This window comes from Mesorhizobium sp. B1-1-1 (genome assembly GCF_006442955.1).
Classification (GTDB): Bacteria; Pseudomonadota; Alphaproteobacteria; order Rhizobiales; family Rhizobiaceae; genus Mesorhizobium.
On sequence record NZ_VFWW01000010.1, the window covers coordinates 216,767 to 234,757 of the forward strand.

Annotated in this window: 19 protein-coding genes; 15 read left to right on the forward strand and 4 right to left on the reverse strand. The window is 63.4% G+C overall.

The features are described 5' to 3' along the window. Positions 1–101: 101 nt before the first annotated feature. Positions 102–1,193, reverse strand: a complete 1,092-nt coding sequence (locus FJ986_RS22080) for a hypothetical protein (protein WP_140675621.1) — start codon at positions 1,191–1,193, stop codon at positions 102–104. 102 nt (positions 1,194–1,295) lie between these two features. On the opposite strand from FJ986_RS22080, the gene FJ986_RS22085 reads away from it, so the two are divergent. The 5 genes from FJ986_RS22085 to FJ986_RS22105 all read left to right on the forward strand — a co-directional run bounded on the left by FJ986_RS22085 (position 1,296) and on the right by FJ986_RS22105 (position 4,388). Continuing rightward, complete coding sequence (locus tag FJ986_RS22085) at positions 1,296–1,733, forward strand: DsrE family protein (RefSeq protein ID WP_140675624.1); 438 nt, start codon at positions 1,296–1,298, stop codon at positions 1,731–1,733. 68 nt (positions 1,734–1,801) lie between these two features. Further along, positions 1,802–2,593, forward strand: a complete 792-nt coding sequence (locus tag FJ986_RS22090; protein WP_140516976.1) for an SDR family oxidoreductase — start codon at positions 1,802–1,804, stop codon at positions 2,591–2,593. Between the two features lie 63 nt (positions 2,594–2,656). Beyond that, the gene (locus FJ986_RS22095; protein ID WP_140496083.1) at positions 2,657–2,965 is read left to right on the forward strand and encodes a putative quinol monooxygenase; all 309 of its coding nucleotides are present in this window, start codon (positions 2,657–2,659) and stop codon (positions 2,963–2,965) included. A gap of 5 nt (positions 2,966–2,970) precedes the next feature. Beyond that, positions 2,971–3,198 (forward strand): type II toxin-antitoxin system prevent-host-death family antitoxin, encoded by a 228-nt coding sequence (locus FJ986_RS22100; RefSeq protein ID WP_140675627.1) that lies wholly within the window; start codon positions 2,971–2,973, stop codon positions 3,196–3,198. An 86-nt stretch (positions 3,199–3,284) separates the two neighbouring features. Next, positions 3,285–4,388, forward strand: a complete 1,104-nt coding sequence (locus FJ986_RS22105) for an AbrB family transcriptional regulator (RefSeq protein WP_140675629.1) — start codon at positions 3,285–3,287, stop codon at positions 4,386–4,388. Between the two features lie 40 nt (positions 4,389–4,428). Here FJ986_RS22105 and FJ986_RS22110 read toward each other — a convergent pair whose 3' ends face one another. After that, complete coding sequence (locus tag FJ986_RS22110; protein ID WP_140675632.1) at positions 4,429–5,505, reverse strand: siderophore-interacting protein; 1,077 nt, start codon at positions 5,503–5,505, stop codon at positions 4,429–4,431. 541 nt (positions 5,506–6,046) lie between these two features. On the opposite strand from FJ986_RS22110, the gene leuA reads away from it, so the two are divergent. The 4 genes from leuA (at position 6,047) to FJ986_RS22135 (ending at position 11,598) form a co-directional block, all read left to right on the forward strand. Further along, positions 6,047–7,783: a 2-isopropylmalate synthase gene (gene leuA / locus FJ986_RS22120; RefSeq protein ID WP_140496087.1), complete on the forward strand. Its 1,737-nt coding sequence runs from the start codon at positions 6,047–6,049 to the stop codon at positions 7,781–7,783. 182 nt (positions 7,784–7,965) lie between these two features. Next, a complete protein-coding gene (locus FJ986_RS22125; RefSeq protein ID WP_140496088.1) occupies positions 7,966–9,738 on the forward strand; it encodes a hypothetical protein in 1,773 nt (590 codons plus the stop codon). A 328-nt stretch (positions 9,739–10,066) separates the two neighbouring features. Further along, positions 10,067–10,870 (forward strand): alpha/beta fold hydrolase, encoded by an 804-nt coding sequence (locus FJ986_RS22130; protein ID WP_140496089.1) that lies wholly within the window; start codon positions 10,067–10,069, stop codon positions 10,868–10,870. Between the two features lie 110 nt (positions 10,871–10,980). Beyond that, positions 10,981–11,598: a hypothetical protein gene (locus FJ986_RS22135; RefSeq protein ID WP_140496090.1), complete on the forward strand. Its 618-nt coding sequence runs from the start codon at positions 10,981–10,983 to the stop codon at positions 11,596–11,598. Here FJ986_RS22135 and FJ986_RS22140 read toward each other — a convergent pair. After that, positions 11,582–12,505 carry a metallophosphoesterase gene (locus tag FJ986_RS22140; RefSeq protein WP_140639857.1) on the reverse strand — a complete coding sequence of 308 codons (924 nt, stop codon included), beginning with the start codon at positions 12,503–12,505 and terminating at the stop codon, positions 11,582–11,584. The genes FJ986_RS22135 and FJ986_RS22140 overlap by 17 nt on opposite strands. Positions 12,506–12,558: 53 nt before the next feature. Between FJ986_RS22140 and FJ986_RS22145 the strand changes: the two genes are divergently transcribed. Next, positions 12,559–13,056 (forward strand): NUDIX domain-containing protein, encoded by a 498-nt coding sequence (locus FJ986_RS22145; protein ID WP_140496092.1) that lies wholly within the window; start codon positions 12,559–12,561, stop codon positions 13,054–13,056. Between the two features lies 1 nt (position 13,057). On the opposite strand, the gene FJ986_RS22150 is transcribed toward FJ986_RS22145, so the two are convergent. After that, positions 13,058–14,056 (reverse strand): glutathione S-transferase family protein, encoded by a 999-nt coding sequence (locus FJ986_RS22150; protein WP_140496093.1) that lies wholly within the window; start codon positions 14,054–14,056, stop codon positions 13,058–13,060. Positions 14,057–14,343: 287 nt separating this feature from the next. Here FJ986_RS22150 and FJ986_RS22155 point away from each other — a divergent pair, with 287 nt between their 5' ends. The 5 genes from FJ986_RS22155 (at position 14,344) to FJ986_RS22175 (ending at position 17,991) form a co-directional block, all read left to right on the forward strand. Further along, entirely contained in the window at positions 14,344–14,880 is a 537-nt protein-coding gene (locus tag FJ986_RS22155) for an N-acetyltransferase (protein WP_140675635.1), read from the forward strand. 59 nt (positions 14,881–14,939) lie between these two features. After that, positions 14,940–15,701, forward strand: coding sequence for a 3-hydroxyacyl-CoA dehydrogenase (locus tag FJ986_RS22160; protein WP_140564028.1), 762 nt, complete (start codon positions 14,940–14,942; stop codon positions 15,699–15,701). 67 nt (positions 15,702–15,768) lie between these two features. Next, entirely contained in the window at positions 15,769–16,548 is a 780-nt protein-coding gene (locus FJ986_RS22165; RefSeq protein WP_140556152.1) for a HugZ family protein, read from the forward strand. A gap of 156 nt (positions 16,549–16,704) precedes the next feature. After that, complete coding sequence (locus FJ986_RS22170) at positions 16,705–17,049, forward strand: metalloregulator ArsR/SmtB family transcription factor (protein WP_140496438.1); 345 nt, start codon at positions 16,705–16,707, stop codon at positions 17,047–17,049. Between the two features lie 138 nt (positions 17,050–17,187). Further along, positions 17,188–17,991, forward strand: coding sequence for an RNA methyltransferase (locus FJ986_RS22175; RefSeq protein ID WP_140675638.1), 804 nt, complete (start codon positions 17,188–17,190; stop codon positions 17,989–17,991).

Sequence of the window (17,991 nt, forward strand, 5' to 3'; positions counted from 1 at the left end):
GACCTGCCTGACCAGAACACTTTCGCTTTGTTCATCGTGCTATCCTCAAATGAGATATAGCAAAGATATATCCCTTCGTGCTGACCTAACCAGGGCTCCGCTTAAGGCGCGCAAGCCGATTGCGGCATCGGTTCCAGCCGGTAGATCTTGTCGTCCGACTTCGTCTTGCCGTCGGCTGCCTGTGAACAGAAATCGACGATTGCCAGGCTGTTGTTGGGATTGGCCAGCATCATCATGCCGTTGGCGCCGCGCTTGAGGAAAATCTCCTTCTGCGTGATATCGCAGGAGAAATCGCTCATCTTCGAACTCGCCGCGCAGCGCCACTGGTCGGCCTCGCCCTGGCAGGAATACGCCTGCGTGACCTTGCCCGACTTTTGCCGCGTCGTGACCGAAACGGCGATGTCGGCGCCGTCAGGCCAATTGGCAAGGTCGCCGCCCGCCGCGAATGAAGCCAGTTCGACCGGCCCACGGAACACGCGGATCGACTGGGTCAGTTGGTCGGGATGCGAACCGAAATGCGCGGCATCGTAGTCGCGTCCGTAGCAGAAGGCCTGGTCGGGCTTCAGCCGGTCGCGCAGCGGCGGACCCATCGCTGGGTCGATCGGGTCGATGCGGGCGAACTCCGCCTTGCAGGTCGCTGCCGGCATCGGGTCGAGGCGGAAATTGTCGTCCCGCGACCCCAGCGCCTGCCTGTTGTATTCAGTCGTGCCGAGTTCCTCCTCGGAACCGGCATCGAGATAGATATCGGGCTGCAGGTCCGAAAGGATCAGCCGGCCCTTGTGGTCGACTTTCAGCGACGCCAGCGTGCGGTCGCATTCCATGCCGCAATGGATCGGGTTTGATGCGCCATCCTCGGATTGGTGCCTACACCAGCCGCCGGCCCATTCCGGAGCCTTGGCGCCACGCACCGTGGTGGTGACGAAGCCATTGTAGGACGTGCCGGCATTCGCGGCCGGTTCCTCGTTCGGCCTGCTGACCGGATCATGGCCGTAGTAGAAGAAGATCCGGGCCACCTTCTGCTCCGGATGCGCCTTGAGGTGGTTGGCATCGTAGATGCGGCCGAAACAGGCGTCCTGACCGTTGGGACTGAGTTCGGTGAGCTTGGCCGCCTCGTCGGCGAAAGCCGTCGCGCCCAGCAGGCTCAACAAGGCCGCTCCGGACAGGACGCTTGCCAGTCTCTGTTCGAACGCCATGTGACCCTCCGCATCGGCAGGACGCGACGCCGATTTATGCTACACTCGGCGTCGCGGCCACGCAATTCGCGGCCATCTGTCAACCCGGGGGGAACCATCGCCATGCGTCGACGCGACATGTTCCGCGCGATTCTCGTCGGAGCCGGCACGCTGATTGGACTGCGGGTGGCGCAAGCCGCGGCCACCGAGGCCACGAGATTGAAGGTCGCCTATCATCTCAGTGACCTCGACAAGGTCAATTTCGTGCTGGGCAACATCAAGAACCATTACGAAGGCACCGGCGGCAATGTCGATATCGCGCTGGTCGTCCATGGTCCGGCTCTTGCCGGTTTCAAGTCGAAGGGCATATCGGCGGCGGTCTCCGGTCGTTTCACCGGTCTCATCCAGCAAGGGCTCGATCCGCATGCCTGCGCCAACACCATGCACGGCATGGATATTTCGCTCGCCGACCTGCTCGACGGTTTTCATGCGGCCGACAGTGGCGGCGTCGTCAAGCTCGCCGAACTGCAAAGCCAGGGCTATGCCTATCTCAGGCCTTGAAGCTGCATGGACTGAATGCAAGGGTAGCAAGACCAGCTAAGAACCGCGAAAATCCCGGAGAAACGACAGTGCCAGCGACAACCACTCCCCTCGGGCTTGTCATTCCCGATCTCGCCGGCAAGGCGGTGCTGGTCACCGGCGCCTCGACCGGCATCGGCGCGGCGCTCGCCTTGGCTTATGCGGCGCAGAAATGTCTGGTCGCACTGCACTACAATTCCAGCCGTGACGCCGCCGAGAAACTTGGCAAAGCCATTCGCGACAATGGCGGCGAGGTGTTTCTCGTCCAGGGCGATTTTTCTCTGGCCGCCGACGTCGAACGCGTCGTCGAGGACAGCGCGCAGCATTTCGGCCGCCTCGACGGGCTGGTCAACAATGCCGGCGGCATGCTCGGCCGCGTGCCCTACGCCGAGCAGACAGAGGCGCATTACGACGCGGTGATGGATCTCAACGCGCGTTCGGTGCTGACCGCGTCGCGCAAGGCGATGCCGTGGTTGAAGAGACAAGGCGGCTTCATCGTCAACACCTCGTCCATCGCCGCGCGCAACGGTGCGGGCGGTGGCGCCGGGCTCTACGGCTCGGCCAAGGCTTTCGTCTCCAACGTCACGCGCGGCATGGCCAAGGAACTGATCGGCTTCGGCATTCGCGTCAACGCGGTGGCACCCGGCACCATCCTCACGCCGTTCCACGAACGCTACTCGACCGAAGAGCAGATCAGGGGCATGGTTGCCACCATTCCGCAGGGGCGCGCCGGCACGGCTGAAGATTGCGTCGGGGCTTATCTGTTCCTCTCCTCCGATCTGTTGAGCGGCTACATCACCGGCCAGGTGATCGAGGTGAATGGTGGCCAGTTGATGCCTTGAGCCGCGACCTGCATACTGACGAACGGTATACTCTTGTCGAAAACGCTGAAGGGAGACGAAGGGATGTACGGTCTGATCGGCAAGATGCGGGCGGCCCGCGGCCAGCGCGACGCTGTCATGGACGTCCTGCGCGCCAGCACCGGCGCCCTGCCCGGCTGCCTGAGCTATATCGTTGCCACCGACCCGGCCGATGCCGATGCCATCTGGGTCACAGAAGTGTGGACTGACCAGGCAAGCCACAAAGCCTCGCTGCAGCTTCCCGAAGTCCAGGCGGCCATCGCCAAAGCGAGGCCCTTCATCGCCGGCTTCGAGTTCCAGGTGGAAACCAACCCCGTCGGCGGCTTTGGATTGGCTGACGACAAGACGGGCTGATCCGGGTGGACGACTCGACGCAGATCGTAAACATTAGCGATGCGAAGGCCAATCTTTCACGTCTCGTTCAGCGAGCCGCCAACGGCGAACCTTTCATTATCGCCAAGGCTGGCAAGTCATTGGTCAAGGTCATTCCTATGGATCAATCGGTACAATCGCGACGGGTTGGCTTTATGGCTGGTCAGTTTTCGGTGTCCGACCGTTTCGATCGCATGAGCGGTGGAGAGATCTAGCAACTGTTCGGCACAGACATCTGAGGCGATCGCTTTTCGATGCAGCGGGGGTTCGCATCCCTTACCGCTCAGTCTAAGACCAGAACATGGATTCCTCGCCCAAGCAGCCATTTCCGGGCCAGCCGGCCGTCGAGCGCATGGCGCGCATGCGCAAGCCTTGGCAATGGCTGGCCCTCCTCGTCATTTCCGTGCTGTTTGCCGGTGCGCTCGAACTGGCCGCGCTGCCGGCGGCGCTGCTCATCGGGCCGATGCTGGCGGCCATCGTCGCCGGCACCAACGGCGCTACCGTGCGCGTGCCGCGGCTTCTGTTCGGCTCCGCCCAGGCGATCGTCGGCTGCCTCATCGCCGCTTCGATCTCGGCCGACATTTTTCGCGTCTTCTATGCCGAATGGCCGCTGTTCCTCGGCGCAGTGACAGCCACCGTCGCGGCGTCCAGCCTGCTCGGCTGGCTGATCAGCCGGTGGCGCATCCTGCCCGGCACGACCGCCGTCTGGGGATCCTCCCCAGGCGCGGCCACCGCAATGGTGCTGATGGCCGGCGCCTTCGGCGCCGACCAGCGCCTCGTCGCCTTCATGCAGTATCTGCGTGTCATCTTCGTCTCGATGACGGCGGCCATTGTCGCCAAGATGTGGGTCGACACGTCAGGCGTCGAAATCCCGCCGATTATCTGGTTTCCGCCGATCGATGCCCAAGCCTTAGCAGCAACCATTGGCATCGCGCTGGTTGGCGGGCTGGCGGGAAGGCTTTGCCGGTTGCCTTCGCCCTCCTTTCTGGGCACCTTCATCTTCGGCGCGGTGATCCACCTTGGCCTCGGCGTGCCGATGCAATTGCCGCCTTGGCTGCTGGCTGTCAGTTACGCCATGGTCGGATGGTCGATCGGGCTGAACTTCACAAGGCCGATCCTGCGCCATGCGACACGTGCCCTGCCGCAGATCGTCGCTTCGATCGTGGCTCTGATCGCCTTTTGCGGCGGCCTCGCCTTCATGATCAGCCATCTGCTCGGCATCGATCCGCTGACCGCCTATCTCGCGACCAGCCCCGGCGGCATGGACAGCGTCGCCATCATCGCCGCCGCCGCCCAGAACGTCGACATCTCCTTCATCATGGCGCTCCAGTCGGCGCGTTTCCTGATCGTCCTGCTTGTCGGCCCGAGCATCGCGCGGCTGGTAGCGCGCGCGGTGAAGGAATAGGCTGCTCCGCCCCGGCTGCCGGCATACTTATGGATCGATCCTAATCCTCGTCGTCGCCCTCGGCCTGCGCGTCGCGACGCCAATAGGCCGTTACCAGGTGCCGGTCGCGGCCCAGGCCCCACGCCTTGCGCACGATCTTGCGGATCTCGCGGAAGTCCGTGAACTCGCATCCGGCCCAGACGTAGAGGTTATCGGCAAGCGCCATGTGGCTGCGCTCGCGCAGGGCGGCCGCCAGCAGGCCGGCGGTGCCGGCCGCGCGGTCGTGCCGGTAAAGCCAGGTGATTTCGATGTTGTCGCCTTGCGCCAGCGCGATGCGGTCGTCCGGGCCATCGACCTCGATGAGCGCCTCGACGCGGGTTGATGGCCGCAGTTCCTCCAGAATCCGGCCAATTGCCGGCAGCGCTGTGTCGTCGCCGACCAGCAGCAGGGTCGGCGCCGTCGGCGTCTCGCCGCCGCTTGGCCCGATCATGCCGATGACGTCTCCCGCCACCGCGTTCTGCGCGAATGTGGCGGCGGGCGTGTCATAGCCGGGGTGCAGCACGAAATCGACATCGAGCCAACCGCTTGTCGGATCCACCGCCCGGATCGTGTAGATGCGCACGGTGAGCGCATCCTCACCGGCAGGCCACACAAGCAGGCCGTCGGCGCCCATCGAAGGCCAAACGGGCGGCCTGCCCCGCGGCGGCAGCAGCAGCCGGATGTGCAGGCCGCCATGAGTAAACCGGCCAAGATCATCGCCTGCAAAGCGCAGGCGCTGCATATGCGGAGAAATCCGCTTTGACGACACCACCGTGATTTCGCGGAAGAAGATCGGGGTGCCGGTGTCGCTGCCGTCGCCTTGCCAGCGCAGTCCGCTCGTCGTTCCGAGATGCTGCGCGACGTGGCCGGCGACCGTCATCTTCATGTAGGACAGGCAGGTTTCGTCTACGGCCGAGACGCGGATCAGCATGGAGTCGCCCTCGAGTGCCGCGCTCAGCGAACCGTAGTACAGGCGAAGTTCCCATCGATCGGCAACACCGGTCTCGACCTCGAATTCGCTGTGCTCGGTGCGCAGCCGGTCCATCACCGACCTGATCGCCGCATCGCTGATCCGGGTTTGCGCTCGCAGTTGGTCCATCGTTCGCGTCTTTCGAAACGGTTTGAAGCAATCGGCCGCAGGAGGGCCGCGCCGGCAGCGGCATGCCATAGACGTTCCGAAGTTTCCACAGAAACTTGAATACATAAGTCATCTTATATATTGAACCGCTACGTCCCGTTGGCGGCCAGGTCCGGCCTCGGCCTGTTGGAAGGGCACGCACGTCGGCGACGACGTCAGACGGAACGTGGCCCGGCACGCGCCCGGCTGTCGGCATGGCTTTCGGTACGGCTTGCCTCCGGCTGGCCGCTCCTGTATGAAAGCCGCCATGAACACGCGCGCCACCACCGCTTCCCGTCAGACCGGCTTTGCCGGCGAGACCGTGCGCGCGCTTGCCTCGACGCTGCTTCTTCTCGGCCTTATCGGCGATCGCCGGGTTCGCTGAAGGAGCGCCCGGCGGTCGAGCCGCCGCGCAAGCGCATGCTCCTTGGCAGTCACATCAAGCGAACGAAAAACTGGTAAAGGCGCCACTCGCCACCCATCCGCCTGAAGGCGGATTCGAGGGTCGCCGGGAGAAACGACGATGAACGCACGAGAAGAAATCCGCGTAAGCGAGGCCCCGGCGGGCCAGCAGAACGGCGGCATGCCGGACGCCGCCCGCAAGTACCAACCCTACCCAATCGTCGGCCTCACCGACCGGACCTGGCCCTCGAAAGTGATCGACAAGGCGCCAATCTGGTGCTCGGTCGACCTGCGCGACGGCAACCAGGCGCTGATCGACCCGATGGGCCACGAACGCAAGGCGCGCATGTTCGCGCTGCTGCTCGACATGGGTTTCAAGGAGATCGAGATCGGTTTTCCTTCGGCCTCGCAGACCGATTTCGACTTCGCCCGCTGGTGCATCGAAGAGGGCAGCGTACCGGCCGACGTTTCGCTGCAGGTGCTGGTGCAGTGCCGGCCCGAACTGATCACCCGCACCTTCGAAGCGCTCAGGGGCGCCACCAACCCGATCGTGCATTTCTACAATTCGACCAGCGAGTTGCAGCGCCGCGTCGTCTTCGAGAAGGACGTCGCCGGCATCAAGCGCATCGCCACCGATGCCGCCAAGATGATCACCGACATGGCAGCGGGTGCCGGCGGCGGCTACCGTTTCGAATACTCGCCCGAAAGCTTCACCGGCACCGAGCTCGAGGTGGCGCTGGAGATCTGCAACGCGGTCACCGAGATCGTGAAGCCGACGCCTGACAACAAGCTCATCATCAACCTGCCGTCGACCGTCGAGATGTCGACGCCCAATATCTATGCCGACCGCATCGAGTGGATGTGCCGCAATCTCGACAGGCGCGAGAACCTGATCATTTCGCTGCACCCGCATAATGACCGTGGCACCGGCATCGCCACCACCGAGCTCGGCCTGATGGCCGGCGCCGATCGCGTCGAAGGCACGCTGTTCGGCAATGGCGAGCGCACCGGCAATGTCGACATCGTCACGCTGGCGCTCAACATGTACACGCAAGGCGTCGATCCGAAGCTGGACTGCTCCGACATCAACCGGATGAAGGATGTCTACGAATATTCGAACCAGCTGAAGATTCCCGAGCGCCATCCCTATGTGGGCGAACTCGTCTACACCGCCTTTTCCGGCTCGCACCAGGATGCCATCAACAAGGGTATGAAGGCGCTGAAGAAGGCCAACACGCCAGTGTGGGAGGTTCCCTACCTGCCGATCGACCCGGCCGACGTCGGCCGCAGCTACGAAGCCATCATCCGCATCAACTCGCAGTCCGGCAAGGGCGGCATCGCCTATGTGCTGCAGGCGGATTACGGGCTCAACCTGCCGCGCAACCTGCAGATCGAGTTTAGCCAGGCAATCCAGGCGATCACCGATGCCGAAGGCAAGGAAGTGCCGGCCAGGCGCATCTATGAGCGCTTCCTCGATACCTATGTCGACCAGCCGGGCGCCAGGCTGAAATTCCTCGATCACCACACCTATCCGGACACCGAGGTAAAGGGCCGGCGCGTTGTCGAGGCCGTCATTCTCGACGACGGCAAGGAGATGACGATATCAGGCACAGGCACAGGCCCGATCGACGGCTTCGTCGATGCGCTGTCGCGTCATGTCGGCGTCGATATGTCGGTGCTCGACTATTCCGAGCACTCGATGCAGCGCGGTTCGAACGCCTCGGCCATTTCCTATGTCGAGATGGAATATCCTGACGGCAAGCTGTTCGGCGCAGGCATCAACACCAACATCGTCGCTGCCTCGCTGGAGGCCGTGGTGTCCGCCGCCAACCGGATTATCGGCAAAAGAGCCGGTTGATACAGGCCTGGAACGACTTCGGGACCATCGTCGTTTAGCGATTGGTCCCGACTTTTGTGTCATTAACCACCGGGAAATTATCCGGTGTGGTACGTGATCGCATAATACGTGTATGCTTGTACGGTGGTGCGGTAACGATATGATCGCGCCTCAACCTGTGCCGACTTCGAGAGGATCGACACTTGCAGCATGCCACGCCTGCCGCCCCCGCAGTGCGCGAGACACTGGAGCGACTGCTTGCCAGCGAAACGTTCGGGAGATCCGAGCGCGCGCGCAAATTGCTTCGCTATCTCGTCGAGCGCGAGCAGGCCGGGGAAGCCGACAGGCTCAAGGGCTTTTCCATCGCCATGGATGTTTTCGGCAAGGACGGCGATTTCGATCCGTCCACCGATGCCGTCGTGCGGGTGCAGGCGGGCCGCCTGCGCGAACTGCTGCAACATTATTTCGCCAATGAAGGCATTGCCGAGCCGGTCCGCATAGCCATTCCGCGCGGCGGTTACGTCCCGGCCTACGAACTCAATGCCATCCGCCTGCCGCAAGCAGCGGAAGCCGCCAGTCACGCAGAGCCGACAGCCAGCCTGCCCGAACAGTCCGGTGCCGCCGATGATGCCGCACCCATGGCGGCCTTGCTCGGCCAGGTTCCTGCGGCGGGCCTCTCGGTGACGCGCCATCTCAGGTTCTTCTGGATCGCGATCGCCGTGGTTATCGCCATGTTGGGCGTTCTGATCCTGCGCCAGGGCGGCGGTGCCTTGCTGGCGGGAGGCGACATCCCGGCAACGTCCGAGACCGCCGGCGAAACCGGCAGCATCACGCCGTCGCCCATGGTCGAAGCGCTGCCGCTCGTCTACATCGCCCTCAGGGCCAACACTCCCAATGCCAGTCGCGTCGCCGCATCGCTGCGTGCCGGCCTGAGCGGCTTTGATACGATCGACTTCATCGGTCGCAACACCGACAAAGCCGATCCGGTCGCCGATGCGACGAGTTTCATTTTCGATATCCTGCCTGGACCAGACGCGGGCGACGTTACCATCGAACTGCAAAGCTTGGCGTCCGGACGGGTGCTGTTGTCGCGCAACCTGACCGCCGCCGACAGCGCACCAACCGTAGTCGAGGATCGCATATCCGGCATTCTCAGTGCGGCACTTCCCGCTTCTGGCACCATCTACAATTACATCGAGCAGTCCGGCGCGGAGACCGGCCTGACGCAGTGCCTGCTGCTCAACGACAAATACTATCTCGACCAGAACGCCAGGACTCACGAGACCGCCTATCGTTGCCTCGAAGCCCTTGCCAACAGTGGCGCGAAATCGTCACTGGTTTATTCGGAACTCGCCTCATTGCATTTGGAGGCCGTGACCGACCACTACGCCTACCCGCCGGACGCAACGATCGAGAAGGCGATGACGTTTGCCCATCGCGCCGTGCAGATGGGGCCGACCAGCCCGTACGCACATCGCTCCTACGGCTACATCAATTCGCGCCTCGGCAATGCCGACGAGGCCCTGCGATGGATGCGCAAGGCCCATGATCTTAACCCCTACGATCTCGCCATGGCCGCCGCCTATGGCTACGGGCTGGTTTTCGCCGGCCGGTACGCCGAAGGAACACCTCTTCTGGCGCATGCCGTGGATGCCTCGAGCGGCCACCCGACCTGGTGGGACTTTGGGCTTTTCGCCGGAGAATTAATGCTGGGCGATACCAGCAAGGCAGCGATAGCCAGCAGCGCTCTGAGAACCACTGCGGCGAAATCGCACTATCTCGCCGCCCGTCTGATCGGCGCCAAGATCGCCGGTCGGGACAACCAGGCACGAAGGCTGCTTGATGAGCTGATAACCGAATTTCCGAAATTCGCCGCCAATCCGCGCGCAACCTTCATCGACAGAAAATATCCCGCCGATCTGACCGAGCGGCTGGTCGACGCCTTGCGTGCCGCCGGGCTCTTCAACGCGAGCTAGATGTGAGCCATTCCAGGGCAGCTAGTGCCGGGTTCCCTTCCGGAGTTGCGTGAAATGAGGACTTAAAGCGGACAGCGAGTCCATCGAATAGTGAAAGGCCCAAAAGCGTTTCGCGTCGAAACGGATTCATGCGACACGCCTTAGGTCTTTTTGCTCGTGCGTGTCGTTCGCCCAAATCGAGGTCGCTTTTGGGAGCGGCATCCACCAGCAGCCGGCTCGCTGTTCGGCCAATCGCCTAATCGCGAAAATTTTACTGGCGAATGCTCTGGACTAGGAGCAATTCAGCCACATTTCCATCGCGCCTTCTCGAATAAAGCCTCAATCTTTCATGACTTCATCACTTTATGCCGACGAACGGGGTGTGGGTTCGAAGACCATCGTCCTGCTGCATGGTTTTGGCGGCAGCCACGATGTCTGGCGCGAGGTGATCTCCTTGCTGCCGCGTTCCGTACGCACATTGGCCTATGATCTGCCGGGACACGGCCTGTCGCTCGACTTTCCGTCGGCCGGACCGGCCAAGGTCGCGGCAAACGCCATCCTTGCCGACCTCTCCGCACGCGCGATCAAGCGCGTCCACCTCGTCGGCCATTCGATGGGCGGCGCGGTTGCCGCGCTGATGGCGTTGGCGGAGCCGGCAAAAGTCGCCTCGCTGACGCTCCTGGCGCCGGGCGGTTTTGGCCCCGAAATCAATGGACCGTTGTTGCGCCGCTTTGCCCGCGCGCAGGACCTGGCCGAAGTCCAGGCCTGCCTCGCCGAAATGTCCGGCCCTCGAGCCGCGCCCTCGCGTCGCATGGCCGAATTGCTTTGCGAAATGCGCGGCCGCCCCGGACAAACCGAAAAGCTCGTCGAGATCGCGGCCGCCATGACCAGGAGCGATCGACAGGGCGTCATCCCGCGCGAGCGGCTCGATGCGCTGAACATGCCGGTGATGGTGGCGTGGGGATCGGATGACGCCGTTCTACCTTTTACCCAAGTGGATAACCCGCCGGAGCGCTTCCATGTGCACCATGTGCTGGAGGCCGGCCATATGCTGGCCGAGGAAGCGCCCGACCTGATCGCCGAGATCATTCGCCGCAACAGCAATCGCCGCGTCGGGCCGCAACGGGTGAAACTGTCCGCCGCGGCCAGCTGACTTCTTCCGTCTGCGCCGCCAACGGCGACCCTTGATGCATTGATCTCGCCAGTGCATTTTGCCGGCGGCTGTGTTAACTCCATGTTAACCAAACCCGCGAGGCCACGCCCATGAAGGATGCAGGCGAAAAGATCATCGACCCGTCGAGAAAATTGTCCGATGCCATTCGCGATGTAAAGAATGCCTTTGCCGATCGCGACGACGTCGTCGTCGACATGCGCGAGGCGCATCGCATGCGGCTCGACCTTCTTGCCACCGAACTCGCGCCCGTTTTTGCCGACGTTCCCGCCGACATGGACAGTTTCGACTTCGTCGTCTCGTCCGGTCTGCAGCCGCGCCTGTGGATCGACGCCGTCAGCCATGTCGCCATGGGACGCGACCGCCGCACCTACCGTTTCCTGAAGGACACCCGCATCGGCCGTGTGGTGCTGGCCGAATCGAGCGAGATGAAGCCGGTTGCCGATTCCGTGACGCGCTATGTCGCCGAGCGGATCGTCGAACGTCAGAGAATGATGGAGGGTGGCGTCGAGGCTGCCGTTCCCGGGATGAAGCGGCACGTGGTGCCGGAAGCCGAGCCGCCTTTGCGATCGCCGCCGCGCAGCAAGGGCTGGTCGGCCGTCCTGTCCGGCCTTGGCCTGATCGCCGCAGGCGCGCTGGTGGGACTGGCGGTTTCGATCGTGCTGTTCTGGGACCGTATCGTGGCGCTGGGGCTCAGCTTGCGGCCATAGCCGGTTGCGCCCCGAGCTCGAGCGTCTGCAGATCCGAAGGTGGTATCGCCGGCCCCGTCAAGCCGCGCCGCGTCAGGCGGATGCGCCAATCGCCTTTTTCACCGTCTATGTCGAACAGATTGTACTGCGCCGCCGGAGGCTTGCCGCCGGGAGCCTGGCCGGCCGCGGCGACGCCAACCACCGGGACCTTGGCGTCGCGCGGGCCGATCTGAAACAGCGACGGCAGATGTGAATGGCCATGCAGGACGAGCTCGGCACCGTGCCGGCGAATGATTTTGTGGAAGCGGGCGATGCCGAACAGCCGCTTGTGCTGCGGGACGGCGCCCCGCACCGGCGGATGATGGATCATGATCGCACGGAACAACCCTTGCTTCGCCGTCGCATCGAGCATTTTGCGCAGCCGCTCGGCCTGGCCTTCCATGAAGAAGCCGTTGGCCATGAAGGGTGCCGTCGCACGCGCCGTGGTGATGCCGATCAACGCGACATTGCCGCGCACGCGCAGATAGGGAAACGAATTGCGATCGACCGGACTGTTGACGCCGTCGCCCGTCATCCATGCCGCCCAGGACCGGCACACCTTGTCGAAGGCGCCAGGCACATAGGCATCGTGATTTCCCGGCACCACCGACACGTCATGCGGCGAGCCGAGCGTCTCCAGCCAGTGCTTGGCCATCTCGATCTCGCCGTCGAGTGCCAGGTTGACGAGGTCCCCGGTGACCGCGAGGTGATCGGGCGCGCTGGCCTTGATATCGGCCACGATGGTGTCGATGACGGCATCGTGCATGTGCCGGCGACGGTTGCGCTGCCAGTTGACGTAGCCCAGCACCCGCTTGGAGGCGAGATCGCGATAGGTTACTTCAGGGAGTGGCCCCAAATGGATATCGGAAATATGTGCGAGCCTGAACATTTCTCCTTCATAGGCGACGCGCACGCGGCTTTCCACCCACGGTTTCGCGACTGATGACGACCGATCCCGAGAGCACTTTGCGCCAGACCGGCTGGCCGGGGCTGCGAGCCAGGCTGTTCCATCTCTACTTCGTGCTGCGGCGGCCAATGACGCTTGGCGTGCGCGGGCTCATCCACGAAACGGCATCCAACTCCCTCTTCCTCATCCGCCACACCTATGTGCCGGGCTGGCAGCTTCCCGGTGGCGGAGTCGAGATCGGCGAGACGATGGCCGAAGCGCTGGCGCGCGAACTGGCGGAAGAGGGCAATATCACGCTGACCGCTCCGCCGGTGCTGCGCTCGATGCATTTCAACCGCCGCGCCAGCCGCCGCGACCATGTCGGCCTGTACCTGATCGAAAAATTCAGCCAGACAGCCCCGAAACTGCCGGACCGCGAGATCGCCGAGGCCGGTTTCTTTCCGCTCGACCGTTTGCCCCAGGGCACGACGCCGGCAACGCTGCGGCGCATCGCCGAGGTTTTTGGCGGGAAGCCGCCATCACCCTATTGGTAGTTCAGGCAGCCGCCTTGGCGAACCGTGCCCTGTCATGCCCCGCGCCGTAGTTAATTTCCGGCCCCACAGGCACTATACGCGTCGGGTTGATCATTTCGTGGCTGCCGTAATAGTGCGACTTGATATGATGGAGGTTCACCGTGCCGGCTACGCCGGGCACCTGGTAAAGGTCGCGCAGATAGTTCGACAGGTTGGGATAGTCGGCGATGCGGCGCCGATTGCATTTGAAATGGCCGACATAGACCGGGTCGAAGCGCACCAGCGTGGTGAACAGCCGCCAGTCGGCTTCGGTGATCCGCTCGCCGACGAGATAGCGCTGATTCGACAGCCGATGCTCCAGCGTGTCGAGCGCGGCGAACAACTCCCCGAACGCTTGCTCGTAGGCGGCCTGCGTGGTGGCGAAGCCAGCGCGATAGACGCCGTTGTTGATGGCGGGATAGACCAGCGCATTGACCGCGTCGATCTCGCCGCGTAGCGCCTGCGGATAGAAGTCGAGGTTGGCGTCACCCCAAGCGTCGAAAACTGAATTCAGCATCCGGATGATTTCGGAGGATTCGTTGGAGACGATGGTCTCATCCCTTTTATCCCACAGCACCGGCACCGTGACCCGGCCGGAATAGTTAGGGTCGGCCCTGGTGTAGATCTGGTGCAGGAAGTCCAGGCCATAGAGCGTGTCACCTGTGGCTCCGTCCTGCGCCAGGAACGTCCAGCCATCGGCGCCCATGAAATGATGGACGACCGACACGGAGATGATGCCTTCAAGCTTCTTCAGCGCCCGGAAGATCAGCGTTCGGTGCGCCCAGGGACAGGCAAGCGAGACATAGAGGTGATAGCGACCGGGCTCCGCCTTGAAGCCGCGGCCGCGGCCGCGGCCTTCGGCAGGCGCCCCGTCACGAGTGATCCAGTCGCGCCATTGCGACTGCGCCCGCACGAATTTGCCGCCGCTGCCTTTGGTGTCGTACCAGCGGTCCTGCCATTTGCCTTCGACCAGCAATCCCATCGCTTGTCCTTTCCTGTCTAGAACATCATGTAGGGCTCCAAGTCGTTGCATGGAATCGCCGGGCGCTGAACAGATCGTCAAGCACGTCGCGGCGCCCGTTGCTCTCTACCTGCAAAACCGCCGATTGCAGCGGCGGGAAATTGATGCTAGCGGACACTCCGCATGTTCGATTTTGCTTTGATCCGGTTCGACCGACGACGAAAGGGCGCCCACGCTTGATAAAGCGCTGATTGGCGAATGCTGCCGTTTGCAGCAAACCTTTCCTCCTGTGCCGGAACGCAAAGACCATGAGCCTTGCCGACGTAGAATACCTGCCGGAAACTCCGGCGCATGACCCTCAGATCGAAGCCATCAATGACGAAGCCTTCGGGCCCGGCCGTTTTGTGCTGGCCGCCTACAAGATCCGCGAGGCCGGCGGGCATGAACGCGCGCTGTCCTTCGTCGCCATGGACGGCGATCTCGTGGTCGCATCAGTTCGCATGACCCGCATCGCCGCAGGCGCCGGACGCGCGCTGATGCTCGGGCCGCTCGCGGTGCGGCCGGCCTTCAAGAATCTCGGCATCGGCCGCCGGCTGGTGGCGATCGCGCTGGAAGCGGCCGCCAAGGCCCGAGCGCCCGCCGTCATGCTGGTCGGCGACGAGCCCTATTATGGACCGCTCGGCTTCAAGCGTATCCCGCGCGGCCAGATATCGATGCCACGCCCCGTCGAGCTCGACAGGCTGCTGTCGCACGAGATCATGCCGGGCGCGGTTGCAAGGCTCACGGGCGAGGTCTGCCATGCCGACCAGGCCAGGGTCGCCGAGCACTTTGCCGCGATGGCTTGACCATTCGCGCCGATTGCGCGCCTGATCCACGCCTGACTCTCATGTGAAAGGATGACGCCATGAATCCAAACGGCGAGGTCGCGGTTGTTACCGGCGGCGGCTCCGGCCTTGGCGAGGCGACGGCGCGCGCGCTGGCCGCCAGGGGCGCCCGCGTCGCCATCTTGGATGTCGGCGTCGATCGGGCGGCCAAGGTGGCGGCCGAGATCGGCGGCATCGCCGTCCAATGCGATGTCGGCAGCGCCGACAGCGGTGTTGCCGCGCTTGCCGAGGTCGCGGCCAAGCTGGGCGAACCGCGCATCCTGGTCAATTGCGCCGGCATTGCCATCGGCGTGAAGACGATCGGCAAGGATGGTCCCCATCCGCTCGATCAGTACCGCAAGGTGATCGAAGTCAATCTGATCGGCACTTTCAACATGATCCGCCTCGTCGCCGACCGCGCCGCAAAGCTCGACCCGCTGCAGGGCGGCGAGCGCGGCGTCGTCGTCAACACCGCATCCGTCGCCGCCTATGACGGCCAGATCGGCCAGGCCGCGTATTCGGCATCAAAGGGCGGGGTCGTCGGCATGACGCTGCCGGTGGCGCGCGATCTTGCCCGTTCCGGCATCCGGGTCTGCACCATCGCACCCGGCATATTCAGGACGCCGATGATGGCCGGCATGCCGCAGGAGGTGCAGGATTCGCTGGGCGCCGCGGTGCCCTTCCCCTCGCGCCTCGGCGAGCCGTCGGAATATGCGGCCCTTGCCTTGCACATCATCGAGAACCAGATGCTCAACGGCGAGACCATTCGTCTCGATGGCGCCATTCGCATGGCTCCGAAGTAGCACTTGCCAGCCTGGCGCCATCGTCTGATAAGTGGAATAGCCAAATCAACTTAGCAGGGCGAGCATTTTGGCCGATCGAACGAAGGACGTGATCCGCGAGACCGACGCCGAGGCGATCCGGCAGGCCAAGACACTCATGCGCCGCGCCCGCTTCGGCGCCTTGGCGGTGTTGGAGCCGCAAACGGGTTCGCCGCTGGCGAGTCGGGTCGGCGTCGCCACCGACATCGACGGCACGCCGCTGATCCTGGTGTCGCAGCTTTCGGCCCATACGCCCGCCATACTTGCGGACCCGCGCTGTTCGCTGCTGCTCGGCGAGCCGGGCAAGGGCGACCCGCTCGCGCATCCCCGGTTGACGCTGATCTGCCGGGCAGCGCGGATCGAGCGCGGATCGGACGCGCATGCACGCGCCGAACGCCGCTATCTCAACCACAATCCGAAGGCCAGCCTCTATGCCGGCCTCGGCGACTTTTCGATCTTTCGTCTCGAACCGCAGCGCGCCAGCCTGAACGGCGGCTTCGGCAAGGCCTACCTGCTTGATCGCACCGATCTCATCGCCGACGGGCCGATCGTCGAGGAACTGGCAGCCAGCGAGCAATCCGCGATCGACCACATGAATGCGGATCATCTCGACGCCGTCGCCCTCTACGCGCATCATTTTGCCCGGGCATCCGGCGACGGCTGGGTCATCGCCGGGTTCGATGCCGACGGCATGGATCTGGCCTCTGGCGACGATGCCGGCAGGGTCTTCTTTCCGCAGCCCTTGGCCACAGCGCATGAGTTGAGGCACGTCTTGGTCGACATGGCCAAGAGCGGCCGGGCGGCAACGTCGCCAAATAACCGCACTTAAATTACGTTTGATCAAAAGCAACGCTTGAGATTTGAATGAAATGTTCTACCCTTTGGCTGTGGCGCTGACTCGTTGGCGACCATTCACAACTGAGTTTATGGATTCAGGCACCATTGCCCCCATGGTGCCTCGATGAGCAAAGAGCATGGGGGATCGATGATCTCGACAAAGCTAATCGCCAACGCTGGATCGGCGGCCGAATTTCTGATGCTGATGGGCAATGAAAAACGGCTTTTGATCATGAGTTATCTGATCGACGGTGAAATGTCGGTCGGAGCCATCGCCGAGAAGGTGATGCTCAGCCAGTCCGCCCTGTCGCAGCATTTGGCAAAGTTGCGGGCGCTGGACCTTGTGGACACCCGCCGCGACCGCCAGATGATCTACTACTCCTGCAAATCCGACGCCGTGCGCGAACTGCTTGCCACGCTCGACGGCATTTTCGGCAGCGGCAAGGATGATCTGTCCCAGATGGCACAAAGGCTGCGTCGCGCCGGAACTTGAACGGCTGGGCGCGTAAACGTTTACGCCACCAGCGGCCTTCGGCAATGTGCGTCCATCCTGGGCGCGCAAATACACTTTGACACTGCATCCGCGCATCATGTTCTTGGCAACCGATTCCGATTGTCAGCCGAGGCTCAGATGACCCTTGTCCACATCGACGATCCGCGGGATCCGCGCGTCGCCGCCTATCTCGACATCCGCGAGCGTGACCTCGCCGGTCGACAGGGCCGCTTCATTGCCGAGGGCAAGGTCGTGCTCGACATGCTACTGTCGGCCGCGCGCTTCCGCGCCGAATCGGTGCTGGTTCTGGAGAACCGCTTGGCCGGCCTCGAAGAAATCCTGCACAAGGCGTCTCCTGACCTGCCGGTCTATGTCGCCGCCGGAGCTGTGATGGATGCCATTGCCGGGTTTCACATGCATCGCGGCATCCTTGCCATTGGTCGCAAGGAGACGCCCCAGCTGGCCGAGGCCCTGCTGGACGGCTTGCCTGCCCGAGCATTGATCGTGGTGCTCGTGGGCATCGCCAACCATGACAACATGGGCTCGATTTTCCGCAACGCCGCCGCGTTCGGCGCCAACGCGATCCTTTTGGATGCGACCTGCTGCGATCCGCTCTATCGCAAGGCGATCCGCGTTTCGGTCGGCGCGGCCTTGAAGGTCCCGTTCGCCTCGTTCAGCGACACCGCGCGGTTCGCCGCGACGCTCGACCGGCGTGGCTTTACCCAATTTGCGCTGTCGCCGCGCGGGACATCAGACATACGCGATGCAAAACCGGCCGAACGCCTGGCACTCTACCTCGGGACTGAGGGCCAAGGCCTGCCCGAAAACCTGCTCGCCCGTCTCAATACTGTTCGGATCAACATGTCGGAAGGCTTCGACAGCCTGAACGTCGCGGCGGCATCCGCCATCGCCCTGCATCATTTCTGCGCCGGCGGTGCCTGA